General features: G+C 74.4%; 25 protein-coding genes. 7 read left to right on the forward strand and 18 right to left on the reverse strand.

Features of this window, described 5'->3' with window-relative positions; all coding sequences use genetic code 11:
* The first annotated feature begins 29 nt into the window (after window positions 1-29).
* Both BMY88_RS12515 and BMY88_RS12520 read left to right on the forward strand, forming a co-directional pair.
* Entirely contained in the window at window positions 30-884 is an 855-nt protein-coding gene (locus BMY88_RS12515; protein ID WP_091943952.1) for an aldo/keto reductase, read from the forward strand.
* Window positions 885-1,049: 165 nt separating this feature from the next.
* Complete coding sequence (locus BMY88_RS12520; RefSeq protein WP_091943632.1) at window positions 1,050-1,907, forward strand: hypothetical protein; 858 nt, start codon at window positions 1,050-1,052, stop codon at window positions 1,905-1,907.
* Window positions 1,908-2,008: 101 nt separating this feature from the next.
* Here the strand turns inward: BMY88_RS12520 and BMY88_RS12525 are convergent, their stop codons facing one another.
* From BMY88_RS12525 to BMY88_RS12545, 5 genes are all read right to left on the reverse strand, one after another.
* Window positions 2,009-3,100: a pyridoxal-phosphate-dependent aminotransferase family protein gene (locus BMY88_RS12525; protein WP_091943634.1), complete on the reverse strand. Its 1,092-nt coding sequence runs from the start codon at window positions 3,098-3,100 to the stop codon at window positions 2,009-2,011.
* Window positions 3,101-3,193: 93 nt separating this feature from the next.
* Window positions 3,194-5,005, reverse strand: a complete 1,812-nt coding sequence (gene aspS / locus BMY88_RS12530; RefSeq protein ID WP_091943636.1) for an aspartate--tRNA ligase — start codon at window positions 5,003-5,005, stop codon at window positions 3,194-3,196.
* Between the two features lie 29 nt (window positions 5,006-5,034).
* Complete coding sequence (locus BMY88_RS12535) at window positions 5,035-6,015, reverse strand: aldo/keto reductase (protein WP_170861097.1); 981 nt, start codon at window positions 6,013-6,015, stop codon at window positions 5,035-5,037.
* A gap of 5 nt (window positions 6,016-6,020) precedes the next feature.
* Window positions 6,021-7,289, reverse strand: coding sequence for a histidine--tRNA ligase (gene hisS / locus BMY88_RS12540; RefSeq protein WP_091943640.1), 1,269 nt, complete (start codon window positions 7,287-7,289; stop codon window positions 6,021-6,023).
* A complete protein-coding gene (locus tag BMY88_RS12545; protein ID WP_091943642.1) occupies window positions 7,286-7,984 on the reverse strand; it encodes an MBL fold metallo-hydrolase in 699 nt (232 codons plus the stop codon). Before BMY88_RS12545 ends, hisS begins: the two co-directional genes overlap by 4 nt.
* 137 nt (window positions 7,985-8,121) lie before the next feature.
* On the opposite strand from BMY88_RS12545, the gene BMY88_RS12550 reads away from it, so the two are divergent.
* The 5 genes from BMY88_RS12550 (at window position 8,122) to BMY88_RS12570 (ending at window position 12,694) form a co-directional block, all read left to right on the forward strand.
* Window positions 8,122-8,940, forward strand: coding sequence for an LLM class flavin-dependent oxidoreductase (locus tag BMY88_RS12550; RefSeq protein ID WP_091943644.1), 819 nt, complete (start codon window positions 8,122-8,124; stop codon window positions 8,938-8,940).
* Between the two features lie 141 nt (window positions 8,941-9,081).
* The gene (locus tag BMY88_RS12555; RefSeq protein ID WP_091943645.1) at window positions 9,082-9,903 is read left to right on the forward strand and encodes a peptidylprolyl isomerase; all 822 of its coding nucleotides are present in this window, start codon (window positions 9,082-9,084) and stop codon (window positions 9,901-9,903) included.
* Window positions 9,900-10,634, forward strand: a complete 735-nt coding sequence (locus BMY88_RS12560; RefSeq protein WP_091943647.1) for a peptidylprolyl isomerase — start codon at window positions 9,900-9,902, stop codon at window positions 10,632-10,634. Before BMY88_RS12555 ends, BMY88_RS12560 begins: the two co-directional genes overlap by 4 nt.
* On the forward strand, window positions 10,631-11,209 hold the full coding sequence (locus tag BMY88_RS12565; RefSeq protein ID WP_244524644.1) for a thioredoxin-like domain-containing protein: 579 nt from the start codon (window positions 10,631-10,633) through the stop codon (window positions 11,207-11,209). The genes BMY88_RS12560 and BMY88_RS12565 overlap by 4 nt, the downstream gene beginning before the upstream one ends.
* Window positions 11,210-11,455: 246 nt before the next feature.
* A complete protein-coding gene (locus tag BMY88_RS12570) occupies window positions 11,456-12,694 on the forward strand; it encodes an IS110 family RNA-guided transposase (protein ID WP_091943649.1) in 1,239 nt (412 codons plus the stop codon).
* Between the two features lie 148 nt (window positions 12,695-12,842).
* Here the strand turns inward: BMY88_RS12570 and BMY88_RS12575 are convergent, their stop codons facing one another.
* The 13 genes from BMY88_RS12575 to BMY88_RS12635 all read right to left on the reverse strand — a co-directional run bounded on the left by BMY88_RS12575 (window position 12,843) and on the right by BMY88_RS12635 (window position 26,210).
* Entirely contained in the window at window positions 12,843-15,308 is a 2,466-nt protein-coding gene (locus tag BMY88_RS12575) for a RelA/SpoT family protein (RefSeq protein ID WP_170861087.1), read from the reverse strand.
* 112 nt (window positions 15,309-15,420) lie between these two features.
* Window positions 15,421-16,020 carry an adenine phosphoribosyltransferase gene (locus BMY88_RS12580; protein ID WP_091943651.1) on the reverse strand — a complete coding sequence of 200 codons (600 nt, stop codon included), beginning with the start codon at window positions 16,018-16,020 and terminating at the stop codon, window positions 15,421-15,423.
* Complete coding sequence (gene secF, locus BMY88_RS12585) at window positions 16,017-17,390, reverse strand: protein translocase subunit SecF (RefSeq protein ID WP_091943653.1); 1,374 nt, start codon at window positions 17,388-17,390, stop codon at window positions 16,017-16,019. Before secF ends, BMY88_RS12580 begins: the two co-directional genes overlap by 4 nt.
* Window positions 17,387-19,072 carry a protein translocase subunit SecD gene (gene secD, locus BMY88_RS12590; RefSeq protein ID WP_091943655.1) on the reverse strand — a complete coding sequence of 562 codons (1,686 nt, stop codon included), beginning with the start codon at window positions 19,070-19,072 and terminating at the stop codon, window positions 17,387-17,389. The genes secF and secD overlap by 4 nt, the downstream gene beginning before the upstream one ends.
* A gap of 13 nt (window positions 19,073-19,085) precedes the next feature.
* Window positions 19,086-19,436, reverse strand: coding sequence for a preprotein translocase subunit YajC (yajC, locus tag BMY88_RS12595; protein ID WP_091943656.1), 351 nt, complete (start codon window positions 19,434-19,436; stop codon window positions 19,086-19,088).
* Between the two features lie 153 nt (window positions 19,437-19,589).
* Window positions 19,590-20,714 carry a Holliday junction branch migration DNA helicase RuvB gene (gene ruvB, locus BMY88_RS12600; protein WP_091943658.1) on the reverse strand — a complete coding sequence of 375 codons (1,125 nt, stop codon included), beginning with the start codon at window positions 20,712-20,714 and terminating at the stop codon, window positions 19,590-19,592.
* A 19-nt stretch (window positions 20,715-20,733) separates the two neighbouring features.
* On the reverse strand, window positions 20,734-21,375 hold the full coding sequence (ruvA, locus tag BMY88_RS12605; protein ID WP_091943661.1) for a Holliday junction branch migration protein RuvA: 642 nt from the start codon (window positions 21,373-21,375) through the stop codon (window positions 20,734-20,736).
* A gap of 31 nt (window positions 21,376-21,406) precedes the next feature.
* The gene (gene ruvC / locus BMY88_RS12610) at window positions 21,407-21,976 is read right to left on the reverse strand and encodes a crossover junction endodeoxyribonuclease RuvC (protein ID WP_091943663.1); all 570 of its coding nucleotides are present in this window, start codon (window positions 21,974-21,976) and stop codon (window positions 21,407-21,409) included.
* Between the two features lie 86 nt (window positions 21,977-22,062).
* Window positions 22,063-22,815 (reverse strand): YebC/PmpR family DNA-binding transcriptional regulator, encoded by a 753-nt coding sequence (locus BMY88_RS12615; RefSeq protein ID WP_091943665.1) that lies wholly within the window; start codon window positions 22,813-22,815, stop codon window positions 22,063-22,065.
* Window positions 22,812-23,468, reverse strand: a complete 657-nt coding sequence (gene pdxT / locus BMY88_RS12620; RefSeq protein ID WP_091943667.1) for a pyridoxal 5'-phosphate synthase glutaminase subunit PdxT — start codon at window positions 23,466-23,468, stop codon at window positions 22,812-22,814. The genes BMY88_RS12615 and pdxT overlap by 4 nt, the downstream gene beginning before the upstream one ends.
* Before the next feature lie 8 nt (window positions 23,469-23,476).
* Window positions 23,477-24,385 carry a pyridoxal 5'-phosphate synthase lyase subunit PdxS gene (gene pdxS / locus BMY88_RS12625; RefSeq protein ID WP_211435622.1) on the reverse strand — a complete coding sequence of 303 codons (909 nt, stop codon included), beginning with the start codon at window positions 24,383-24,385 and terminating at the stop codon, window positions 23,477-23,479.
* Between the two features lie 62 nt (window positions 24,386-24,447).
* Complete coding sequence (locus tag BMY88_RS12630) at window positions 24,448-24,984, reverse strand: LemA family protein (protein ID WP_091943671.1); 537 nt, start codon at window positions 24,982-24,984, stop codon at window positions 24,448-24,450.
* A gap of 11 nt (window positions 24,985-24,995) precedes the next feature.
* A complete protein-coding gene (locus tag BMY88_RS12635; RefSeq protein WP_091943673.1) occupies window positions 24,996-26,210 on the reverse strand; it encodes a glycosyltransferase family 4 protein in 1,215 nt (404 codons plus the stop codon).
* Window positions 26,211-26,212: the final 2 nt, after the last annotated feature.

The following is a 26,212-nucleotide window of genomic DNA, read 5'->3' on the forward strand; positions in this document are numbered from 1 at the left end:
CGACGCTACCCGCGGGGAACGACAGCTCCGTGCAGCAGCGACGTATCGGAGACCGCACCGTCAGCGCCGTCGGGCTGGGGGCGATGCCCCTGTCGACGAAGACCGGCCGGCCCTCGCCGGCCGACGCCGAGGCGGTGGTCCACGCCGCGCTCGACGCGGGGGTGACGCTCGTCGACACCGCCGACGCCTACTCCCGCGACGAGGCGGAGTTCGGCCACAACGAGGAGCTGGTGGCCCGGGCGCTGCGCTCCTACGGCGGAGACACCTCCGGCGTCCTCGTCGCCACCAAGGGCGGGCACACCCGGCGCGGCACCGACTGGGACCTCGACGGCACCCCGGCCTACCTGCGCCGGGCGTGCGAGGCGTCCCTGCGGCGGCTCGGTGGCGACGCCATCGACCTCTACCAGTTCCACCGGCCCGACCCCGCGACGCCGTGGGAGGAGTCGATGGCCGGGCTGCGGGCCCTGGTCGACGCCGGGCTCGTCCGGGCGGTCGGGGTGTCCAACGCCGACATCGCGCAGATCGACGTCGCCCGGTCGGTGCTCGGGAACGCCCTGGTGGCGGTGCAGAACCAGTTCTCCCCCGGCTGGCGGTTCTCCGCCGACGAGCTGGCCCACTGCGCCGCGCACGGCCTGGCGTTCCTCCCGTGGAGCCCCTTCGGCGGGGTGTCGGCCGCGAAGTCGCTGGACGCCACCGCACCGGCCTTCGCCGAGGTGGCCGCCGAGCTCGGGGTCTCGGTGTACCGGGTGACTCTGGCCTGGCACCTGGCGCAGTCCGACGTCGTGCTGCCCATCCCGGGCGCCTCCCGGCCGGCGTCCATCACCGACTCCGCCGCGGCCGCGGACCTGCAGCTGACTCCCGAGCAGCTGGCCCGCCTGGGCTGATCCCTCGCTCGCTCTTTGCGTTGATCATCGGCGGGTGGCTGCCCTCCGCGGCGTGGCGGGCAGCCACCCGCCGATGATCGCCGCCGCGTCCACACCTCGTGGTCCGGTCCACAGATCCGCCGTCGCCCTCCCCGCGCGGCCGGCGGAAACGCAGCGTGCGCAGGCATGGCCCTCCCTCCGACCTTCTCGGCCGCCTCCGCACGGGCCGCCGGCCTCACCCGCGCCCGGCTGCGCGGGCCCTCCTACCTCCGCCTCACCCACGACCTCGTGGTGCGGCTGGACGACGCGATCGACCTCCGCGAGCGGCTGCAGCTGCTGGCCGCCGTCCTCCCCGCGGACGCCGCGTACAGCCACCGCACCGCCGCCGCCCTGCTCGGCGCCTGGCTGGACCCGCCCGCCCGGCACCACGTCGCCCTGCGCCCGCGGCGCGTGCTGCCGCAGCGGGCCGAGCTCGTCGTCCACACGCGGGCGCTGACCACCGCCGACGTCGTCGAGCTGGACGGCCTGCGTGTCACCGCCGCCCCGCAGACGTTCCTCGACCTCGCGGCCGTCCTGCCCCCGGAGGAGCTCGTGGCCGTCGGCGACGCCTTCCTGCGGCGCGGGCGGACGACCCCGCAGCACCTCCTCCAGCGGCTGGCGCGCGCCGACCGGGTCCGCGGCGTCGTCCGGGCCCGGGCCTGCGCACCCCTGCTCTCGGGCGCGGCGATGTCCCGGCCGGAGAGCCTCATGCGGTACTGGCTCCTGACCAGCGAGCTGCCCGATCCGGTGCCACAGGTCCCCGTGCACGACCGCCGGGGGAACGAGGTCGCCCACGGGGACCTCGGCTATCCGCAGTGGCGGGTGCTGCTGGAGTACGAGGGCGCGCACCATGCGGACGCCGACACGTTCGGCACCGACATCGACCGCTATTCGCTGATGGCGGCCGACGGCTGGCTCGCGCTCCGCTTCGCCAAGCGACACCTCAACCGGCCGACGGTGCTCGACCGCACCCGCCGGGCGCTGATGAGCCGCGGCTGGAGCTGACCGGCCCCGCTACGACCCCCGGGTGGAGCCGAACGGTGATCATCGGCAGGTGGCTGGACGGCGCGCCGTTAGGGGCAGCCACCCGCCGATGATCGACCGGGTCAGCGGGCCAGGACCTCCCGCAGCGCGGCCAGCACCAGCGCCACGCGGTCGGGGCGGGCGTTGGCCCCCATCAGGCCGATCCGCCACACGGTCGAGGCGTACGCGCCGACGCCGCCGCCGATCTCCAGGTCGTAGCGCTCCAGCAGCTCGGCCCGCACCGCCGCCGACTCCACGCCCTCGGGGACGCACACCGTGGTGAGCTCCGGCAGCCGGTGCCCCTCGGCGGCGAACAGCTCCAGCCCCAGCTCCGCGAGCCCCTCGTGCAGCAGCCGGCCGGCCTCGGCGTGCCGGGCGTGCACGGCGTCCAGGCCCTCGTCGAGGATCCGGCCGAGGGCTGCGTGCAGCGACACGACCATCCCGGTCGGCGCGGTGTGGTGGTAGGTGCGCCCCCCGCTGCCCGCTGCCTCGCCCGCGTACCCGCCCAGCATGCCGAGGTCGAGGTACCAGCTCTGCGGCTTCTCGATCCGCTGCTCCCAGGCGCGCTCCCCGATGGTGAACGGCGCCAGCCCCGGCGCGGTGCCGAGGCACTTCTGCGAGCCGGAGTATGCGAGGTCGACACCCCACTCGTCCAGCCGGACCGGGATGCCCCCCAGCGAGGTCACGCAGTCGGCGAGCAGCAGCGCGTCGCCCTTGCCGGCGGCGAGCGGCTCCAGGTCCGAGCGGACGCCGGTCGAGGTCTCGGCGTGGACGGCGGCGATGAGCGTGGGCGACGGGTGCGCGGCGAGCACCCGTTCGGCGTCCACCGGCCGACCCCACTCGTGGTCGACCCGCACGACGTCCGCGCCGCACCGGGAGGCGACGTCCACCATCCGCTCGCCGAAAAGGCCGTTGACGGCGACGACGACGACATCCCCCGGGCCCACCGTGTTGACGAAGGCCGCCTCCATGCCCGCCGACCCCGTGGCCGACAGCGGCAGCGTGCGCCGGTTCGCCGTCCCGAACAGCTGTCGCAGCCGGTCGGAGGTCTCGTCGAGGACCTCGAGGAACAGCGGGTCCAGGTGCCCGAGCAGCGGCTGCCCGAGGGCGACCGTGGCCTCCGGGTAGGGGTTGGAGGGGCCGGGTCCGAGCAGGGTGCGGGCGCGCAGCGGCATGGGGCGACGGTACCGACGACCGCCGCCGCCGACCGGTCGATCATCGGCAGGTGGCTGCCCGGCACGCCGGCGGGGGCAGCCACCCGCCGATGATCAACTCGCGGGAGCGGCCACGTCCCCCGCCGCCGCGGCGTCCGCAGCCGAGTCCCCCGCAGCCGAGTCCCCCGCCGCCGCGGCGTCCGCCGACTCCGGCTTGGCGTCGATGCCGGCCTCCGCGCGCTGGGCGTCGGAGATCGGCGTCGGGGCCCCGGTGAGCGGGTCGAAGCCGGCGCCGGTCTTCGGGAAGGCGATGACCTCGCGGATGGAGTCGACGCCGGCCAGCAGCGCGGTCAGCCGGTCCCAGCCGAGCGCGGCGCCGGCGTGCGGCGGCGGGCCGTAGGCGAAGGCCTCGAGGAAGAACCCGAACCGCTCGCGGGCCTCCTCGCGGGACATGCCGAGCGTCTCGAACACCCGCTCCTGCAGCCCGGCGTCGTGGATACGGACCGAGCCGCTCATCACCTCGTTGCCGTTGATCACCATGTCGTAGGCGTCCGACAGCGCCGCGCCCCGGTCCTCGGTGAAGCGGTCGCGCCACTCGGGGGTGGGCGAGGTGAACGGGTGGTGCATGAAGGTCCACTCGCCGTCCTCGGTCTCCTCGAACATCGGGAAGTCGACGACGAACAGGAACGACCAGGTGCCGGGCTCGATGAGCTCCAGCCGTTTGGCGATCTCGTTGCGGGCGGCCCCGAGCAGCTCCTGGGAGGTGCGGCGGGCGCCGGCGGCGAAGAAGACGCAGTCCCCCGGCTTCGCGCCGACGGCGGCGAGCAGGCCCTCGCGCTCGCCCTCGGAGATGTTCTTGGCGACCGGGCCGCCGAGCGTGCCGTCCTCGGCGATCGTCACGTAGGCCAGGCCCCGCGACCCGCGCGAGCGCGCCCAGTCCTGCCAGGCGTCGAACGCCCGCCGCGGCTGCGACCCGCCGCCGGGCATCACGACCGCCCCGACGTAGGGCGCCTGGAACACGCGGAACGGAGTCTCGGCGAAGTACTCGGTCAGCTCGGTCAGCTCGACGTCGAAGCGCAGGTCGGGCTTGTCGGAGCCGAAGCGGTCCATCGCCTCGCGGTAGGTCATCCGCGGGATCTCGGGCACGTCGTAGCCGGCCAGCTCCCGCCACAGCGAGCGGACGACGTCCTCGGCGATCGCCAGGACGTCGTCCCGGTCGACGAAGCTCATCTCGAAGTCCAGCTGGGTGAACTCCGGCTGCCGGTCGGCGCGGAAGTCCTCGTCCCGGAAGCAGCGGGCGATCTGGTAGTAGCGCTCGAGCCCGCCGATCATGAGCAGCTGCTTGAACAGCTGCGGCGACTGCGGCAGCGCATACCACTTGCTCGGCTGCAGGCGGACCGGGACGACGAAGTCGCGGGCGCCCTCGGGCGTGGAGCGGGTCAGCGTCGGCGTCTCGACCTCGGCGAAGCCGTGCCCGGCCATCACCCCGCGGGCGACGCGGTTGATCTCGCTGCGCAGCCGCATGATCCGCGCCGGCTCCTGGCGGCGCAGGTCCAGGTAGCGGAAGCGGTAGCGGACGTCGTCGCTGGCGGACTGGTCGGTCTCGATCGGGAACGGCAGGGGCGCCGCGGACGACAGCACGCGCAGCTCGGCGGCCACGACCTCGATCTCGCCGGTGGGCAGCTCCGGGTTCTCGTTGCCGGCCGGGCGCGGCCGCACCTCGCCGGTGACGAGCACGCAGTACTCGTTGCGGAGGGCGTGCGCCTCCTCCTCGCGGACGACGACCTGGACGTAGCCGGAGGCGTCGCGCAGGTCGAGGAAGACCACGCCACCGTGGTCGCGACGGCGGGCGACCCAGCCGGCGAGGGTCACCGTGGAGCCGGCGTCGGAGGCGCGCAGGGTGCCGGCGTCATGGGTGCGGAGCACGGGGGATCTCTCTCTGTGGTGGGGGTGGCTTACCAGCGGTCGTGCACGTGGGCGCGGATGCGCTCGTCGTACAGCCGCTCGAGGTCGGACAGCTCGGCGTCGGTCAGCGGCGGGAGCGCCGCGGCGTCCACGTTGCCCTGGACCTGCCCGATGCTGCTGGCGCCCGGGATGACCGACGTGACGCCGGGCTGCTGGATCGCCCAGCGCAGGGCGACCTGGCCGGGCACCCGGTCGCCGGCGATGTCGACGAACTCGCGGGCCGCGGCCACGCCGACGTCGAAGGGCACGCCGGCGAACGTCTCGCCCACGTCGAAGGCCGCGCCGTCGCGGTTGAAGTTCCGGTGGTCGTCGGGCGCGAACGTGGTGTGCTCGGTGAACCGGCCGGTCAGCAGGCCACTGGCCAGCGGCACCCGGGCCAGGACGCCGACGTCGGCAGCCTGCGCGGCGGGCAGCAGCTCCTCCAGCGGCTTGCGCCGGAAGACGTTGAGGATCACCTGGATCGTGGCGACGCCGGGGTGCTGCAGCGCGGTCAGCCCCTCGGCGACGGTCTCGACCGAGACCCCGTAGGCCGCGATCGAGCCGTCGGCCACGAACCCGTCGAGGGCGTCGTAGACCCGGTGGTCGGAGTAGACGGCGCTCGGCGGGCAGTGCAGCTGCACCAGGTCGAGGGTTTCGACGCCGAGGGTGCGCCGCGACCGGTCGATCCAGGCGCGCAGGTTCGCCGGGGTGTACTGCTCGGGCGTGAACGGATCGGCGCGGCGGCCGATCTTGGTGGCCACGAAGGGCCGCTCCGGGCGCAGCACCAGCGACCGGCGGATGCGCTCCTCGGAGCGGCCGTCGCCGTAGACGTCGGCGGTGTCGACCAGGGTCACCCCGGCGTCGAGGGCCGTCTGCAGGATGTCCTCGGCGGTCTCGTCGTCGACGTCGCCCCAGTCGCCGCCCAGCTGCCAGGTGCCCAGCCCCACGACGCCGACCTCGGCGCCGGTGCGACCCAGGGGCCGCCGCTCCATCGAGCTCACGCGCCCACCGTCGCACGGCGCAGCGCGTCGAACAGGTCGGCCACCGCGACCGCGGTCTTCTCGCGGGAGCGCAGGTCCTGCAGCTGCCCGACGCCCTCGGCGAGGTCCCGGTCGCCGATCACGACCGCGTGCGAAGCGCCGGAGCGCTCGGCGGCCTTCATCGCGCCCTTGAGCCCACGGTCGCCGTAGACGGTGTCGGCCGAGATGCCGGCCGCCCGCAACTGCCCGACCAGCCGGACGGCGAGCCGCTTGGCCTCGGCGCCCAGCGGGACCACGAACGCCTGCACGCCCGCGGCCGTGTCGACGTCGAGCCCCTCCGCCTGGACGGCGAGCAGCGTCCGGTCCACCCCGACGGCGTAGCCGATGCCCGAGACGTCCGGGCCGCCGAGCGCCGCCGACAGCCCGTCGTAGCGCCCGCCGCCGCCGATCGCCGACTGCGCGCCGAGGCCGGAGTGCACGAACTCGAAGGTGGTCTTCGTGTAGTAGTCCAGGCCGCGGACCAGCCGCGGCGCCTCGGTCCACGTCACGCCGAGGTCGGTGAGGTGCTGGCGGACGGCGTCGTAGTGCGCCCGCGTCGAGTCCGACAGGTGGTCGACCATCAGCGGCGCGTCGGCCAGCTGGGCCTGCACCTCGGGCCGCTTGTCGTCCAGCACCCGCAGCGGATTGATCACCGCCCGCCGGCGCGTCTCGTCGTCGAGATCCACCTTCTCCAGGAACGCGACGAGCAGCTCGCGGTACTGCGGCCGGCAGGTCGCGTCGCCGAGCGAGGTCAGCAGCAGCTCGAAGTCGGTGAGCCCGAGGTCGCGGAAGCCCTGCACGCCCAGCGCCACCACCTCGGCGTCCAGCGCCGGGTCGTCGACGCCGAGGGCCTCCATGTCGACCTGGGTGAAGTGCCGGTAGCGGCCGGCCTGCGGCCGCTCGTAGCGGAACGCCGAGCCGACGGTCCACAGCTTCACCGGCAGCGCCGCGTCGTACAGGCGGTGCTCGATGAACGCCCGCATCAGGCCGGCGGTGAGCTCCGGACGCAGCGTGAGCGAGCGGCCGCCGCGGTCGTCGAAGGTGTACATCTCCTTCGTCACGACGTCGGTGGACTCCCCCACCCCGCGGGAGAAGACCGCCGTCTCCTCGAACACCGGCGTCTCGACGTAGCCGTACCCCGCGCGCCGCAGCGGCGTCGTGAGGGTGTCGCGGACGGCGAGGAAGCGCGCGGAGTCCGGCGGCAGCGTGTCGAAGGTGCCCTTGGGTGCGGTCAGGCCGCCGCTCACAGCCCGCGCCCCTTGGGCGCCGGGCCCGTGCCCGACGACGCGGCCTCCGCCAGGTAGGGGTTGGTGGCGCGCTCGCGGCCGACGGTGGTGACCGGGCCGTGGCCGGGCAGCACGACGGTCGCGTCGTCCAGCGGCAGGACGACGTCGCGCAGCGAGGTCAGCATCGACTGCCAGGAGCCGCCGGGGAGGTCGACCCGGCCGACCGAGCCCGCGAAGAGCACGTCGCCGGCGAGCAGGCCGGGGGCCTCGCCGAGGTCGAGGGTGAAGACCACCGATCCCTCGGTGTGGCCGGGGGCGTGCCGGACGGTCAGCGTCACACCGGCCAGGTCCAGGACGGCGCCGTCGTCCAGCGGACGCACCTCCGACGGGTCGGGGAACCGGGCGCCGGCGACCAGCCGCGCCAGCTGCGGGCCGAACCAGCGGGCCGGGTCGGTGAGCATGCCGTTGTCGGCCGGGTGCAGGTAGGCGGGGATGTCGTACCCCTCGCAGACCGGGACGACGGAGAACGTGTGGTCGAGGTGGCCGTGGGTGAGCACGACCGCGACCGGCTTGAGGCCGTCCTCGGCCATGATCTGCGACAGCGGTTCGACGGCTTCCATGCCGGGATCGACGATCACGCACTCCTGCCCGCGCCCGGTGGCGACGGCGTAGCAGTTGGTGCCGAAGGCCCCGGCCGGGAACGAGCGGATGAGCACCCGTGCAGGTTACGCGGCGCGTGATCACCCGCCTCCCGGCCGCGGGACGGAACCAGGTCGTCCGCTCCGAACCTTTCGAGATCCATCGAAACGTCGCTAGCGTGCGCGCACCGAGTCCCGACTCCCGGAGGTCCGCGATGCGCCACGGCTTCTACGTCCCCAACTTCGGCTCCTTCGGCGACGTGCGGGTGCTCGCCGACCTGGCCGCGGACGCCGAGGACGCCGGCTGGGACGGCCTCTTCCTCTGGGACCACCTGCAGGTGGTGGAGCCCGCGGTGGACGTGTGGATGGCGATGACGGCGATGGCCCTGCGCACGGAGCGGCTCCGCATGGGCCCGCTGGTCACCCCCCTGCCACGCCGGCACATCGCGGAGCTCGCCCGGCAGGCGCTCACGCTGGACGAGCTGTCGGGCGGCCGGCTGGTCCTCGGCCTGGGCGCCGGCTACCCGCACCTCCCCGACTTCTCCGCCTTCGGCGACGACCGCGACCTGCGCACCCGTGCGGCCGTGCTGGACGAGGGGCTCGAGGTCCTGGACCGGCTGCTGCGCGGGGAGGCCGTCACGCACCACGGACCGCACTTCTCCGTCGACTGCCCCGCGTTCGCGACCTCGCCCGACCGGCCGCGCGTGCCCCTCTGGGTGGCGGCGTCCTGGCCGGCGCAGCGCCCGGTCCGGCGCGCCGCGCGCTGGGACGGCGTCGTCCCCGTCCAGCTGTTCGACCTGGAGATCGGCCAGGCGGACCTCGAGGGCCTCGTGTCGACGGTCCGGCAGATCCGCGGCGAGGACCGGCCCTTCGACGTGACCCGCTTCGGCCGGACCGCGGGACCGTCCGACACCGCGGCCGTCGAGGCGGCGGCCAAGGCGGGCGCGACCTGGTGGATCGAGTTCACCGCGATGGGCGAGGGCACGGTCGACGACGCCCGCGAGCGGCTCCGGCTCGGGCCGCCTCGCTGCTGACACAGAGCGCACGGCACGCCCGTGGGCGCTCGGCGCGGGGATCCCCAGGCGCGGCACCTAGACTCGCGCACCGACCAGCGGGGCGCCTCATCTGCAGACGCCGGCCCCGCAGCGCCCGCACGCCCCGAGGAGTGCCACCCCGTGCCGAGCAACAAGCAGCGCCGGCAGGCCGCCCAGCGCCACCTGCAGCGGCAGCTCGAGCGCCGCGCCGAGCTCGCCCGCAGGCGCCGCCGCAACCTGCTCACGATCGTGACCGTCGTCGCCGTCCTCCTGGTGGTCGGCGCGGTCTGGCTGGTCACCGGTCTCGGCGGGGACGACGACGACCCGACCGCCGCGGACCCAACCCCGTCCGCGGCCGACGACGGCCGCGTGGTCAACCCCGACGGCTCGGTGAGCTGCGACTTCGTCCCCGACGGCTCCGGCGTGGACGTGGGGCTCCCCGCCGACGCGCAGGCCGCGCCCGCGGAGGGCACGGCCACCCTCGCCGTCGCCACGACCGCCGGCGACATGACGTTCACCCTGGACCGGGCGAAGGCGCCGTGCGCGACGTCGAGCTTCGTCCACCTGGCCTCGGTCGGGTTCTTCGACGGCAGCCCGTGCCACCGCGAGGTCAACCAGCCCAGCTTCGGCGTCCTGCAGTGCGGCGACCCGACGGGCACCGGCCAGGGCGGACCGGGCTACCGCTTCGGCGAGGAGGTCACGCCCGAGACCACCTACCCGCGGGGCACGATCGCGATGGCCAACAGCGGAACCCCCGGCTCGACGGGCAGCCAGTTCTTCCTCTGCTTCGTCGACACCCAGCTGTCGCCGGACTACACGGCCGTCGGCACGGTCGACGAGGCCGGGCTGGCCGTCCTCGACCAGATCGCCGCGGCCGGCAACGACGGCTCGTTCGAGCCCAGCCCGGGCGGCGGCGCGCCCAACACCCCCGTGACCCTCACCTCGGTATCGGTGGTGCCGTGACCTGGCGGGCTCCGGGCGCGCTGGTCGTCGGGCTCCTGCTCCTCGCCGGCTGCAGCTCCGAGGTCTCCGGCGCGGCGTCGCCCGCACCCGTCGTCGGCGGCGCCACGCCGACGACGAGCTCCGGCGCACCCACCGAGGACAACGGTGGGGCCGAGGCCGGCACGGTCGCCTGCGAGTGGGTGCCCGACGGCTCCGGCGACGGCGTCGGCACCCCGCCCGACGAGGTGCCGGCCGAGGGCACCACGACGCTCGTCCTCACCCTCGGCCAGGGCGACCTGACCCTCACCCTGGACGCCGCCTCCGCCCCCTGCGCCGCGGCCAGCACGGCCTTCCTGGCGCAGGAGGGCTTCTTCGACGGCAGCCCCTGCCACCGGCTGGTCGACTCGTCGTCGTTCGGGGTCCTGCAGTGCGGCGACCCGACCGGCACGGGCACGGGCGGGCCGGGCTACCGGTTCGCGCAGGAGGTCACCGAGGACACCAGCTACCCGGCGGGCACGGTGGCGATGGCCAACAGCGGGCGGCCGGAGTCGACCGGCAGCCAGTTCTTCCTGTGCTTCGTGGACACCCAGCTCTCCCCCGACTACACCGTCGTCGGCACGCTGGACGCCGCGGGGCTGGACGTCGTCCGGGAGATCGCCGCGGCCGGGCACGACGGCTCGCTCGACCCCAGCCCCGGCGGGGGCGCACCGAACGAGCCCGTGGTCGTCGAATCGGCCCGGGTGACGGCGTGACCGCCCGCCCCCGGGCCGCCGCGCTGGCCGGTGCCGCGCTGCTGGCGGGCGCCGGGCTCGCCGGCTGCACCAGCACCGTGGCGGGCGCCGCCTCCCCGGCGGAGGGCGCGCCGGCGTCGTCGTCGGTCGCGGTCTTCGACTACGCGGCCGGCCAGCAGCACGTCCGCACCGACGTCGACTACGCCGAGTCCCCACCGGTCGGCGGTCCGCACGACGCCGCCTGGGCCGACTGCACGGGCACCGTCTACGACGTCGACATCCGCCACGAGAACGCCGTGCACAGCCTCGAGCACGGCGCCGTCTGGATCGCCTACGACCCCGACGCGCTCTCCGCCGACGACGTCGCCACCCTGGCGGACCTGGTCGAGGGCGTCCCGCACCGGATGCTGTCGCCCTACGCGGGGCTGGAGGCGCCGATCAGCATCCAGGCCTGGAACCACCAGCTGACGGTGGACTCGGCCGGCGACCCGCGGCTGGCCGAGTTCGCCGACGAGCTGACCCAGGGCCCCGGGACGCCGGAGCTCGGCGCCACGTGCCAGAACCCGGACTTCCTGGACGACCCCGAGCTCGTCTAATGGGGCTTACCGAGCCCGCTGGTCTCTGGCAGGTTCGGCGCCGGTAGCGGCCGGTGGGTCAGCACTCTCCTCGCCTGGAACGGTTGATTCCTAGGCTCAGATCGTGCGGCCCGCCGGTCGTGAGGGGGCGTGACTGCTGATGGGATGACGTGCCCCGGGCTGCGCTCCGGTGAGCACTGGACCATTAGGGCGCAGGCTGTCCCTTCCTCCGCTGCCGACCGACCGGTTCGAGCTGGGGAGCTGCGGATGCTGTTCGTGGGTGATGACTGGGCTGAGGACCACCACGACATCGAGGTCCAGGACGAGGGCGGGCGCCGACTGGCCCGGGCTCGGCTGGCGGAGGGGATCGGCGGGCTGGCCCGGTTGCACGAGCTCATCGCCGAGCACCTGACCGATGACGACGTCGACGCCGAGACCGGGTTCGTCGCGCAGAGCGTGGTGATCGGGATCGAGACCGACCGGGGCACCTGGGTGTCGGCGTTGGTCGCGGCCGGCTACCAGGTGTTCGCGCTCAATCCGGTGCAGGTGGCCCGCTACCGAGAACGGCACGGCGCCTCCGGGGCCAAGTCCGACCGCGGTGACGCGCACGTGCTGGCCGAGATCGTGCGGCTGGACCGGGCCCATCACCGCCCGATGGCCGGTGACAGCCCCGAGGTGGAGGGGCTGAAGCTGGTGGCGCGGTCTCATCAGGCGTTCATCTGGGACCGCACCCGGCACTTCCAGCGGCTGCGGTCGGCGCTGCGGGAGTATTTTCCCGCCGCGTTGGAGGCCTTTCCCGACCTGATGGTGCCTGAGGCGCTCGAGCTGTTGGAGCGGGCCCCGGATCCGGCGCGGGCGGCTCGACTGTCGAGGTCGAAGATCACTGCCGCCCTGATCCGCGCCCACCGGCGCGACCCCGAGCCCAGGGCCGAGGCCATCCAGGCGGTGCTGCGGGCGCCGGCGTTGCGCCAGGACCCGGCCATCGAGGCCGCCTACGCGGTCATCGTGGCCAGCGCCGTCCGGCTGATCGCCTCGCTGAACAACCAGATCGCCGAGTTGCAGGCGGTGGTCGCCGAGGGTTTTGGCCGACACCCGGACGCTGAGATCGTTACCAGCCAGCCCGGGCTGGGACCGGTCCTGGGCGCCCGGGTGCTCGCCGAGTTCGGCGACGACCACGGCCGCTACGCCGGCGCCAAGGCGCGGAAGAACTACGCCGGCACCTCACCGATCACCCGCGCGTCAGGCACCCGGCGGGTCGTGCTGGCCCGCTACGCGCGCAACCGACACCTCGCCGACGCCGCCCACCAGTGGGCCTTCTGCGCGCTGACCGCCTCGCCCGGCGCCCGCGCCTACTACGACACCCTCCGCGCCCGCGGCACCGAACATCACGCCGCCCTACGGCAACTCGGTAACCGCCTCGTCGGCATCCTCCACGGCTGCCTGAAGACCCGCACCACCTACCGCGAGGACACCGCCTGGCCCCACCTCAACGCCGACGCAGCTTGACGCCTCCGAACCATGGGATGTCTGAGCCGGCCTGCGCGACCGCTCTCCCGGCGTCCTCCCTCTCCTCGAGGCGTCCTCCCGCACCGTCTGCGGTCGGGGAGGACACCCGGGGATCAGGTCACTTGATCATGGCGCGGACGGAACCGCCTCAGGCGGTCACGCGCTCCACGTCGAAGACCCCGTCGACGTTGCGCACCGTCTGCAGCACCGCGCCCAGGTGCGCCGGGTCGGCGAGCTCGAAGGTGAACCGGCTGATCGCCACCCGGTCGCGGCTGGTCTGCACCGAGGCGGAGAGGATGTTCACCCGCTCGTCGGCCAGCGCCTTGGTCACGTCCGACAGCAGCCGGTGCCGGTCCAGCGCCTCGACCTGGATGGCCACGAGGAACAGCGACCCCGGCGCGCTGGCCCACTCGACCTCCACCAGCCGCTCCGGCTTGCGCTGCAGGTCGGCGGCGTTGGTGCAGTCGGTGCGGTGCACGCTGACCCCGCCGCCGCGGGTGACGAAGCCGAGCACGTCGTCCCCCGGCACCGGGGTGCAGCACTTGGCGAGCTTGGCCCAGACGTCGGACATGCCGTGGACGACGATCCCCGGGTCACCGGTGCCGGCCCGCCGCGGCCCCGTGCGGGCGGTCGGGATCGCGGTCTCGGCGATGTCCTCGACCGCGCCCTCGGTGCCGCCGAGCGCCGCCATGAGCTTCTCCACGACGGACGCCGCGGAGACCTGGTTCTCCCCCACCGCCGCGTACAGCGCGGTCACGTCCGCGTGCCGCAGGTCCTTGGCCAGGGTCGACAGCGCCTCGCCGCCGAGCAGCCGCTGCAGCGGGAGGCCGGCCTTGCGCATCGCCCGGGTCAGGGCCTCCTTGCCGGCCTCGACGGCGTCCTCGCGGCGCTCCTTGGTGAACCACTGGCGGATCTTGGTCCGCGCCCGGGAGGAGCCGACGAACGTCAGCCAGTCCTGGGACGGCCCGGCCGTCGGCGACTTGGACGTGAAGATCTCGACGACGTCGCCGTTGGTCAGCGTGCTGTCCAACGAGACCAGCGCGCCGTTGACCCGGGCGCCGATGCAGCGGTGGCCGACCTCGGTGTGCACGGCGTACGCGAAGTCCACCGGCGTGGAATCGCCGGGCAGGCTGACGACGTCGCCCTTGGGCGTGAAGACGAAGACCTCCTGCGGACCGAGGTCGTAGCGCAGGGTTTCCAGGAACTCGCCCGGCTCCTGGGCCTCGCGCTGCCAGTCCAGCAGCTGGCGCAGCCACAGCATGTCGTCGGGCGACCCGGCCTTGGGGCTGGCACCGAACTCGCCGGGGCTCGGCCGGCCGCCGGCCCGGGCCTTCTCCTTGTACTTCCAGTGCGCGGCGATGCCGTACTCGGCGGTGCGGTGCATGTCGTGGGTGCGGATCTGCAGCTCCACGGGCTTGCCCTGCGGGCCGATGACGGTCGTGTGCAGCGACTGGTACATGTTGAACTTCGGCATCGCCACGAAGTCCTTGAAGCGGCCCGGTACCGGCTGCCAGTGCGCGTGCATGATCCCCAGCGCCGCGTAGCAGTCGCGCACCGAGTCGACCAGGATCCGGATGCCCACCAGGTCCCAGATGTCGGTGAAGTCGCGGCCGCGCACGATCATCTTCTGGTAGATCGAGTAGTAGTGCTTGGGCCGGCCGGTGGTCACGGCCTCGATCCCGGCCGCCTTGAGCTGGTCGGTCACCGCGGCGGTGACCTCGGCCAGGTACGTGTCGCGCGAGGGCGCCCGCTCGGCGACCAGCCGGACGATCTCGTCGTAGCGCTTGGGGTACAGCGTCGCGAACGCGAGGTCCTCGAGCTCCCACTTGATGGTGTTCATGCCCAGCCGGTGGGCCAGCGGGGCGAGGATCTCCAGCGTCTCCCGGGCCTTCTTCTCCTGCTTCTCCGGCGGGAGGAAGCGCAGCGTGCGCATGTTGTGCAGCCGGTCGGCCAGCTTGATGACCAGCACCCGGGGGTCCCGGGACATTGCGACGATCATCTTGCGGATCGTCTCGGCCTGCGCCGCGTCGCCCAGCTTGACCTTGTCGATCTTCGTGACGCCGTCGACGAGGTGGGCGACCTCGGGCCCGAAGTCGCGGGAGATGGCCTCGAGCGTGACCCCCGTGTCCTCCACCGTGTCGTGCAGCAGCGCGGCGATCAGCGTGGTCGTGTCCATGCCGAGGCCGGCGAGGATGGTGGAGACGGCGAGCGGGTGGGTGATGTAGGGGTCGCCGCTCTTGCGCTTCTGGGCGGCGTGCGCGGCCTCCGCGACGTCGTAGGCGCGCTGGAGCACGGCCAGCTCGGCCTTCGGGTGGCTCTGCCGGTGCAGCGCGGCCAGCGGCTCCAGCACGGGCCGGACGACGGTGCTGCGCTGCCCGGCCACGATCCGGCGGGCCAGCCGGTCGCGCACGCGGCGGCGCGGGGCTACGGGGTCGTTGTCGGCCGGCGGCTCGGAGCCGACGTCGTCGGGCCGGCGCACGACCGGCCGGGCGGGAAGCGGAGCGCGCTCACCGGACGGCGCGCCCGCGGGCAGCGCGGCGGGCTCCGGCGTGTCGGGCGCCGCGGTGCCGGGACGCCCGGCAGCCAGGTTCGTCGCGGCTGCGTCGGGGGTCACGGGGACTCCTGCGGGCTCGAGGAGGAAAGACCTCTCGCCATGCTAACCGTGCGGGGGCGCACCCGAGCACGCCCGGCCGGTGGCCCGTCCCTCGGGAGGGGCAGCGGACCGCTCAGGTCGTCCAGAGCGCGTGCACCGTGTGCGGCGCGATCACCTGGCGGCCGCCGAGGTCGACCAGCTCGGCGATCACCGACACCGCCGTGACCACGCCGCCGAGCTCCTCGACCAGGCCGATCGCCGCCGCGAGCGTGCCGCCGGTGGCGAGGACGTCGTCCACCACGAGGACCCGCTGGCCCGGCGTGATCGAGTCGGTGTGCAGCTCCAGGGTGGCCGACCCGTACTCCAGGTCGTAGGACGCCGAGACGCGCTCGCGCGGCAGCTTGCCCGCCTTGCGCACCGGGACCACGCCGACGCCCGCGTCGAGGGCCACGGCCGCGGCGAGCAGGAACCCGCGCGCCTCCACCCCCACGACCACGTCGAAGCCCGCGTGCGCGCCGTCGCCGGACGACGCCAGCGCGGCCGCCCGCGGATCCGCCGCCGCGGCCGACGCCAGGCCCTCGACGACCCGGCGGAAGGCCGGGCCGTCGGCGAACACGGGCGTCAGGTCGCGGAAGACGATCCCGGGCGCCGGGAAGTCCAGGACGTCGACGGAGAGGGCGGCGATCAGCTCGTCCAGGGGCAGGTGCGCGCCAGGTCCGGTCGGGGCGCTCACCGGCGCTTCTTGCTCGCCGTGCTGCCGCGCCGGCCGGTGGGACGCTGCGGCCGGGCCCCCGGCCGTGGCGCCGCGGTGCCGCCGGTGCGCGGCGCGGAGGGCCGCACCGAGTCCGGCGATTCCACGACGACGTCGGCCTGCACGGGGCCGAGGTCCGCGTCGCGCTCGGCGATGCCGACGGAGCTCTGGCGCCGCGCCGTGGCCGAGCGCCGGGCGCTGGCCACCGGTCCGCGCCCGGGGCCGGTGCCGCTCTCGCGGGCCGCGGCCGAGCGGCGGGCCAGGACCCGCTTGCGCAGGGCGATCTGCTCCGGCTCGCGCTCCTTGAGGTCGGCGACCACCGGCGTGGCCAGCACGATCGAGGAGTACGTCCCCGCCGCGAGCCCGACGAACAGCACCAGCGCCAGGTCCTTGAGCGTGCCCACGCCGAGCAGGCCGGCGCCGACGAACAGCAGCCCGCCGACCGGGAGCAGCGCGATGACCGAGGTGTTGATCGACCGCATCAGCGTCTGGTTGACGGCGAGGTTGGCCGCCTCGCTCCAGGTCATCCGGGCCGTCTTGTCCAGGTCCTTGACGTTCTCGTCGACCTTGTCGAAGACGACGACGGTGTCGTAGAGCGAGAACCCGAGGATGGTGAGGAACCCGATGACGGTGGACGGGGTGACCTCGAACCCGACCAGGGCGTAGACACCGGCGGTCACGATGATGTCGTGCACGAGCGCGGCCATCGCCCCGATCGCCATCTTGGGCTGGAAGCGGACCGCCAGGAACAGGCTGACCGCCACCAGGAAGACGACGAGAGCGAACAGCGCCTGGTCGGTGATGTCGTCGCCCCAGTCGGCGCTGACCGACTCCGGGCTGACCTCCGCCGGGTCGACGTCGGCCGCCGCGGCGATCGACTCGACCACGGCGCGCTCGTCGTCGGTGTCGAGCTCGGAGGTGCGCAGCAGGATCGTGTTGCCGCCGACGATCTGGGCGGTCGAGACCTCGGCCCCGGCGTCCTCGGCCGCCTCCCGCACCTCGGTGAGCTGCTCGCTGGACCCGGGCAGCCGGAAGCTGTTGCCGCCGGCGAAGTCGATCCCGAAGTTGAACCCGCGGAGGACGATCGCGGCCAGGCACAGCAGCACGACCACGGCGGTGATCTTGTAGATCAGCCGGCTGCGCCCGACGACGTTCAGGCCGGCCTCGCCGTTGTACAGCCGGTGCCCGAGGCCGGACAGGCGGCGCGGCGCGGGGGCCGGGGTCGCGTCGCCCTCGCTGGGCAGCCCGGCGTCGGCCAGGGCGTCGTCGCCACCGGCCGGGGCGCCCGCGGGGACGTCGTCCCGGACGTCGGCGTCCAGGGTGTCGGCGTCCAGGTCCTGGTCGCGGGTCATGAGGAGCTCCTGTCCGTGCTGCTGCCGGCGCCGACCAGGGCCCGCGCGGACGACGACGCGGCAGGTGCCGCCCGCCGCGTGTGCTCGACCCGGCCGAGCCCGGAGAAGCGGCTGCTGCCGAAGGAGGGGGAGCGCGACAGCACGGCCATCAGCGGGTGGGTGAAGAGGAAGACGACGACCAGGTCCAGGACCGTGGACATGCCGAGGGTGAACGCGAAGCCCTTCACGTCGCCGATGGCCAGCCAGTACAGGATGGCCGCGGCGAGGAAGCTGACCGCGTCGGCCGACAGGATCGTGCGCCGGGCCCGGACCCACGCCCGCGGTACGGCCGACCGCAGGGTGCGGCCCTCGCGGATCTCGTCCTTGATGCGCTCGAAGTAGACGACGAACGAGTCGGCGGTGATGCCGATGGAGACGATGAAGCCCGCGATCCCGGCCAGCGACAGGGTGAACCCGATCTGGCGGCCCAGCAGCACGAGGCAGGCGTAGACCACGACGGCCGACAGGATCAGGCTGGCGATCATCACCAGCCCGAGCGCCCGGTAGTAGAGCAGCGCGTAGACGAACACCAGCGCGATGCCGATCGCGCCGGCGATCAGGCCCGCGCGCAGCTGCTCCGACCCCAGCTCGGTGGAGATCGACTGGGCGGCGGCCTGCTCGAAGGTCAGGGGCAGGGCGCCGTAGCGCAGCTGGTTCGCCAGCTCCTCGGCGCTCTCCTGGTCGAACTGGCCGGTGATCGTCGTCGGGTTGCTGGTGATCGCCGACCGGATGACCGGGGCGGAGACGACCCGCTCGTCGAGGGTGAACGCGACCTGCTCCTGCTGGTGGGCGATCGTGTAGTCGGCCCAGGTCCGCTCGCCGGCGTCGTTGAACTCCAGCAGGACGATCCACTCGCCGGTGCCCTGCTGGGTGCCGGCGCTGGCGTCGTCGATCTCGGTGCCCTCGATGATGGCCGGGCCCAGCAGGAACTTCGACGTGCCGTCCTCGCTGCAGGCGGCGATGTAGGAGTCCGGGGCCGCCGGGAGCACGGGCTCGTCCTGCGTGTCGCAGCGCAGCGCGTCGAACAGCGGCGCGGCCTCCTCCGTGGAGGCGGCGGTGGTCGGCGGAGCCGGCTCGTCCGAGTCCGTGGGCACGGCCGGGTCGGTCGGCTCGGTCGTCGGGTCGGTCGGCTCGGCCGCCGGGTCGGTCGGCACGGCCGCCGGATCGGTCGGCACGGCGGGGTCGGCCGCCGGGTCAGTGGGCTCGGCCGCGGGGTCGGTCGGTGCGGTGCCGTCGGAGACCGTCTGGTCCAGCGTCGCGCACACCGGGTCGGCGCCGGGGCAGATCACCGGGCGGAACCGCAGCTGCGCCGTCTGCCCGAGCTCGCGCGCCTGGTCCCCGTCGTCCCCGGGGACCGAGATCACGATGTTGTTGTCGCCCTCGGTGACCACCTCGGCCTCGGCGACGCCGAGGCCGTTGACCCGCTGCTCGATGATCCGCCGGGCCAGCTCGAGGTCCTCGGAGTCCGGCGCGTTCCCGTCGGGGGTCTGCGCCGTCAGCGTGACCGTCGTGCCACCGCGCAGGTCGAGGCCCAGCTGCGGGGTGCGCGAGTCCCCGGTGAGGAAGACCAGGGCGTAGAGCCCGGCGACGATCAGGAGGAACGCGGCGAAGTAGCGCCGCGCGGGTGCTTGACGGGTGGCCATCGGAGGACCCGGCTCAGCGGGGGGTGTCGGTGGAGCCGCCGTCGGCGCCGGGGCTGTTCTCGCCCGGCGTCGCGTCGGCGGCGTCGTCGGCCGTCAGGGCCCCACCGGCCGGCGTGCGCACCTCGAGGATGGCCTGCCGCACGAAGGTCACGACCACGCCAGGCGCGATCTCGACGTCCACGGTGGTGTCGGTCTTGCCGACCACCGTGCCGTGGATGCCGCTGGTGGTCATGATTGGCGTACCGGGCGTCAGCGCCTCCTGCATCTGCTGCTGCTGCGCGGCGACCCGCTTGCGCTGGCGCGCCGGCATGACGATCAGCAGCACGAAGGCCAGCGCCAGCAGGATGAGCGGAAAGAACTCCACGGGAGGGGTGCCTCTCTTCCGCGCCGGACAGCGCGCGGTGGGTGCGGTCCGGGACGGGACCGCTCGGGTACGTCGGCTGCGGCGCGCGCGGCGACCGGCCGGATGGCCGGCCGGACCGCTCCGCAGTCCGGTTGCGCGCCAGCGACAGGCAGTCTAGGCGTCGAACAGCGGTTCGGTGTCCGCGCGCGGGGCCAGCGTGGCGGGTGTGCCGCTCCCGAGGGGCAGCCCGCCGCGCGGAAGCGGCTGGCCCAGGTGCCGCCAGGCCGCCTCGGTCGCGACCCGACCCCGCGGCGTGCGGGCCAGCAGACCGGCGCGGACGAGGAACGGCTCGCACACCTCCTCGACGGTGTGCGACTCCTCCCCCACGGCGACGGCCAGGGTGGAGACGCCGACCGGGCCGCCGCCGAAGCGCAGCACCAGCGCCTCCAGCACCGCGCGGTCCAGCCGGTCCAGCCCGAGGTCGTCGACGTCGTACAGGGCCAGCGCCGCCTTGGCGACCGCGCGCGTCACCCGGCCGTCGGCCTCCACCTCCGCGTAGTCGCGCACCCGGCGCAGCAGCCGGTTGGCGATCCGCGGGGTGCCCCGGGACCGCCACGCGATCTCCTCCGAGCCGTCGGCGGTCAGCTCCACGCCGAGCAGTTCCGCGCTGCGGGCGAGCACCAGTTGCAGCTCGGCGGGCTCGTAGAACTCCATCTGGCCGACGAAGCCGAACCGGTCGCGCAGCGGGCCGGTGAGCAGGCCCGCCCGGGTGGTCGCGCCGACGAGCGTGAACGGGTTGATGTCGAGCGGGATCGCGGTGGCCCCGGGCCCCTTGCCGACGACGACGTCGACCCGGAAGTCCTCCATCGCCATGTACAGCAGTTCCTCGGCGGGCCGGGCGATGCGGTGGATCTCGTCGATGAACAGCACGTCGCCCGAGCTCAGGTTCGACAGCATCGCCGCGAGGTCACCCGACCGCTCGATCGCCGGCCCGCTGGTGATCTTCACCGACGTGCCCAGCTCCGAGCCGATGATCAGCGCGAGGCTGGTCTTGCCCAGGCCGGGCGGGCCGGAGAGCAGCACGTGGTCCGGCGGCCGGCCCCGCCGCTTGGCGCCCTCGAGCACCAGCGCGAGCTGGCGGGCCACCTTGGGCTGGCCGATGAAGTCGTGCAGCGAGTGCGGCCGCAGCGCCGACTCGACGACGCGCTCCTCGTCACCGGCCTGCGGGGACACCGCGAACTGCCGGCCGAGGTCGTCGTCCACCTCGCCGGGCAGCCCGCGGTCGAACGGGGAGCTCACGCGACCACCCTCCCCCGGCTCACGCGCGGCCCAGCAGCTGGATGGCCTGCCGCAGCAGCACCGCCATCTCCACCGCGCCCGCGCCGGCCAGCTGCTCCTCGGCGACCGGCTCGAGGGCGGCCAGCGCCGTCTCTGCCTCCTTGCCGCTCCAGCCCAGGCCCACCAGGGCGGCGGTCAGCTGGTTGCGCCAGGGCGCGGTCGGCGTCAGCGGGCCGGCGCCCGACGGCAGGGCGGGACCGTCGAGGGACGTGTCCACCGACGTGGTGCCGAGCCGGTCGCGCAGGTCGAGGATCAGCCGCTCGGCGCCCTTCTTGCCGATGCCGGGCACCTGCATCAGCGCCTTGACGTCGGCCATGGAGACGGCGCGGCGCACCTCCCGCGGCGGGTGGATGGCCAGCACCGCCTGGGCCAGCCGGGGGCCGACCCCCTGGGCCGTCTGCAGCAGCTCGAACAGCTGGCGCTCGTCGTCGTCGGCGAAGCCGTAGAGCGTCAGCGAGTCCTCGCGCACGATCAGGCTGGTCGACAGCCGGGCGCTCTCGCCCACCTGCAGCCGGGCGATGGTGCCCGGCGTGCACTGGACGGCGAGCCCGATGCCCCCGACCTCGACGACGGCGCCGTCCGGCGACACCGCGGCCACCCGGCCGCTCACACTCGCGATCACGACCGCTCTCCCGTCCTCGTCCGGGCCCCGCTCACCGGGAGACCCCCTGCCAGCGGGGCAACGTGCGCGCCGCCGGCACCGGGGCGCCGATGCCGCCGGCCAGGGCCGCCACCCGGAGCCGCTGCTGGGCCGGGCCGCGCCACACGTGGCAGACCGCCAGCGCCAGGGCGTCGGCCGCGTCGGCCGGCTTGGGCGCCGTCGCCAGGCCCAGCACCCGGGTGACCATCATGGTCACCTGGTCCTTGTCCGCGCGGCCGTTGCCGGAGATGGCGGCCTTGACCTCGCTGGGCGTGTGCCAGGCGACCGGACGGTCGGCCTGGGCCGCGGCCAGCGCGGCGACCCCGGCCGCCTGGGCGGTGCCGGTGGCGGTGCCCTTGTTGTTCTGGGTGAACACCCGCTCGATCGCCATGACGTCGGGCCGGTGCTCGCGCAGCAGCGCCGTCACCGCCGTGTGCAGCTCCAGCAGCCGCAGCTCCAGGTCCAGGTCGGCGGAGCTGCGGATCACGCCCACCCCCACGGCGACCGGCCGGGCGCCGGGCCGGCCGTCGACGACGCCCCACCCGCACCGGGTGAGGCCGGGGTCGATGCCCAGCACCCGCATGGGACGCCTCCTGACGCTGCCGAACTGGTGTTCGACCGAGGCTAACCGGCCGGACCGACGGTCCGGCGCGACACGCCCACGCCGGACTAGCCGACCCGCTCGAGCACCTCGTCGGAGACGTCGTAGTTGGCGTAGACGTTCTGCACGTCGTCGCAGTCCTCGAGGGCGTCGATGAGCCGGAACACCTTGCCGGCGGACTCCTCGTCCAGCTCGACGCTCACGCTGGGGACGAACGCGGCGTCGGCCGAGTCGTAGTCGATGCCGGCGTCCTGCAGCGCGGTGCGGACGGCGACCAGGTCCGTCGGCTCGCAGACGACCTCGAACGAGTCACCGGAGTCGCGGACCTCCTCGGCGCCGGCGTCGAGCACGGCCATGAGCACCGAGTCCTCGTCCACGCCCTCGGCGGCGGGCACGACGATGACGCCCTTGCGGGTGAACAGGTAGGACACCGATCCGGGGTCGGCCATGTTCCCGCCGTTGCGGGTCATCGCCGTGCGGACCTCCATGGCCGACCGGTTCTTGTTGTCGGTCAGGCACTCGATGAGCACGGCGACCCCGCCGGGCGCGTAGCCCTCGTAGGTGATGCCCTGGTAGTCGACGCCGCCGGCCTCGGCGCCCGAACCGCGCTTGACCGCGCGGTCGATGTTGTCATTGGGCACCGAGCTCTTCTTCGCCTTCTGGATGGCGTCGAACAGCGTGGGGTTGCCCGCCGGGTCGCCGCCGCCGGTGCGGGCCGCGACCTCGATGTTCTTGATCAGCTTCGCGAAGAGCTTGCCCCGCTTGGCGTCGATCCCGGCCTTCTTGTGCTTCGTGGTCGCCCACTTGGAATGCCCGCTCATGAGGGTCTCCTCTCCTCCCCGGCGACGGCGCCGGACCTGCGTGCCGGGGCGCTGCGGACGGCCTGCTCGACCATGTCCACGAACAGCGTGTGCACCCGGCGGTCCCCGGTCAGCTCGGGGTGGAAGCTGGTGGCCAGGAGATGCCCCTGGCGAACCGCCACGATCCTACCGTCGCCCACGCCGCCGACGACCCGGCCCAGCACCTCCACCGCGGGCCCGGCGGACTCGACCCAGGGCGCCCGGATGAACACGGCGGGCACGGTGTCCGCGCCGAGCCGCACGGTCGACTCGAAGGAGTCCACCTGCCGGCCGAAGGCGTTGCGGCGCACGGTGACGTCGAGCCCGCCGATCGTCTCCTGCCCCTCCGGGGCGCCGACCAGGCGGTCGGCCAGCAGCACCATGCCGGCGCACGAGCCGTACACCGGCAGCCCCGCGCGGACGGCGGCGCGCAGCGGCTCCATCAGGCCGAACCGGACGGCGAGCTTGGCGATCGTCGTCGACTCCCCGCCGGGCAGGACCAGCCCGTCGACCGCCGCGAGCTCCTCGGGCCGGCGCACCGGCACGGCGGTCGCGCCCTGCGCGGCGAGGGCGGCCAGGTGCTCCCGGACGTCGCCCTGCAGGGCCAGCACCCCGACGGTGACGGCTCCCGCCACCCCGGCCCTCACCAGCCGCGGGTGGCGAACCGCTCGGAGTCCGGCAGCGTCGCGACGTTGATGCCGACCATCGCCTCGCCCAGCCCGCGCGACACCTTGGCGATCACCTCGGGGTCGTCGGCGAACGTCGTCGCCTGCACGATCGCCGCCGCACGCTGCGCCGGGTCGCCGGACTTGAAGATGCCCGAGCCGACGAAGACGCCCTCGGCGCCCAGCTGCATCATCATCGCGGCGTCGGCCGGGGTGGCGATGCCGCCCGCGGTGAACAGGACGACGGGCAGCTTCCCGGTGCGGGCGATCTCGGCGACCAGGTCGTGCGGCGCGCGCAGCTCCTTGGCGGCCACGAACAGCTCGGTCTCGTCGAGCGTGGTGAGCCGCCGGATGCCGGATCGGATGGCGCGCATGTGCCGCACGGCCTCGACCACGTTGCCGGTGCCGGCCTCGCCCTTGGACCGGATCATGGCCGCGCCCTCGGCGATCCGCCGCAGCGCCTCGCCCAGGTCGGTGGCGCCGCAGACGAACGGCACGGTGAACGCGTGCTTGTCGATGTGGTGGGCCTCGTCGGCCGGGGTGAGCACCTCGGACTCGTCGATGTAGTCCACCCCGAGGGCCTGCAGCACCTGCGCCTCGACGAAGTGCCCGATCCGCGCCTTGGCCATCACCGGGATGGAGACCGCCGCGATGATCGACTCGATCATGTCGGGGTCGCTCATCCGGGAGATGCCGCCCTCGGCCCGGATGTCGGCGGGCACCCGCTCCAGCGCCATGACGGCCACCGCGCCGGCGTCCTCGGCGATGCGGGCCTGCTCGGGGGTGACGACGTCCATGATGACGCCGCCCTTGAGCTGCTCGGCCATGCCGCGCTTGACCGCGGTCGTACCGGTGGTGTGCGGCGTGGGCTGGGCAGGGACGGACACGGTGGGCCTCGCAGAAGTGGACACGTCGGACCCGGTCGGGCCCCCAGAAGCGTACGGCGCGCTCAGGAGCCGCCGGTCCCCGCGGTGCCCGCCAGCTCGCCGTAGCTGTCGTCGATGTCGAAGTAGCGCGGCAGCGGCCGGCGGGCGTGCAGCCGCAGCACCCGGGCGAAGCGGCGGCCGCGCAGCTCCCGGGTGTCGCGCACGGCGTCGTTGTAGAACCGGCGGGCCAGGGCCACCCGCTGGGCCGTCCCGGCCAGGTCGGCGGCCAGGGCCGGCTCCAGCCCGGGCACGTCGCGGGGCAGCCCGCGCAGCTCCCTGCCCAGCACGTTCTCGGCCAGCTCGCGGTCGGGCGTCCACGGCAGCCGCGCCCCGGCCGCGGCGCGCGTCAGGCGGGCCGCCCGCTCCGGCTCCAGGGCGGTCGCGTACCGGCCGGCCACCTCCGCGGCCAGCGCAGCCCGTCGCCGCAGCTGCGTCTCCAGCGCCGTCCGGGCCCGGTCCACGCGGCCCTCGAGGCGGCGCAGCCGGCTCAGCGTCCACGCGGTCCAGGCGACGAGCAGCCCGAGGACGACGAGGGCGACGATCGTCCAGACGGGTGCCACGGCTGGTCAGGCTATCGCCGCACCCGCCGCCGCCGGGGTGGGTGGCCCGGCCCGTCGTCGGCGGACACGGCGAGGACGTCGGCGTCGTCGTCGGTCGCCGTCACCGCGCCGCTGCCGGGCACCACGACCGTCTCGTAGACCGCGAGCACCTGGCGGGCGACGACCGACCAGTCGTAGCCCCAGGCCACCTCGCGGCCGCGCGCGGAGAGGTCGGCCCGCCGGTCGGGGTCGGCCAGCAGCTCCCCCAGCGCGGCGGCCAGCGCCCGCGCGTCGCCCCGGCGGACCAGCACCCCGACCTCGCCGTCCTCCAGGACGGCGGCGAAGGCGTCCAGGTCACTGGCGACGATCGGCGCCCCCGCGGCGAGCGCCTCGATGAGGATGATGCCGAAGGACTCGCCCAGCAGGTTCGGCGCGCAGTACACGTCCACCGAGCGCAGGAACGCCGCCTTGTCGGCCTCGGTCAGCTCGCCCAGCAGCTCCACGTGCGGCTGCAGCTCCGGGCCGATGGCCGTGCGCAGCCCGTCCGGGTCGCCGCGGCCGGCGATCAGCAGCCGCGCCGTGGGATGCCGGCGGACGACGTCGCGCATCGCCTCCAGCAGCACCGGCAGGCCCTTGCGCGGCTCGTCGTAGCGGCCGAGGAAGCCCACCGTCGGGCCGCCGGCGCCGCGCGCGCGACCGGGCAGCTCCGGGCCTTCGGCGAACACCCGCACGTGCACGCCGTTGGGGATGATCACCGCGTCCCCGCCCAGGTGCTCGACCTGCAGCCGGCGCGCGAAGTCGGAGACGGCGATGCGCCCGCTGATCCGCTCGAGCCACGGCCGGACGACCGGGCCCCAGACGGCGAGCCACTTGGACCGGACGGTCGCCGCGTGGAAGGTCGCCACGATCGGGCCCTTGGCGATGATGAGCACCAGCAGGCCGATGGACGGCGGCGCGGGGTCGTGCACGTGCACGACGTCGAAGTGCCCCTCGCGCAGCCAGCGGCGGACCCGGGCCGCGGAGATCGGGCCGAACTGCACGCTGGCCATCGAGCCGTTGTAGGGGATCGGCACGGTGCGCCCGGCGAAGGTCACGTGCTCGGCGGGCAGCGACTCCTCGTGCTCGGCGGGGGTCAGCACCTCCACGTGGTGACCGAGGCCGCGCAGGGTCTCGGCGAGGTCGCGCACGTGGTACTGGACACCGCCGGGGCGGTCCCAGCGGTACGGGCAGACCAGTCCTATCCGCATGG

The organism is Trujillonella endophytica, from assembly GCF_900110555.1.
Classification (GTDB): Bacteria; Actinomycetota; Actinomycetes; order Mycobacteriales; family Geodermatophilaceae; genus Trujillonella; species Trujillonella endophytica.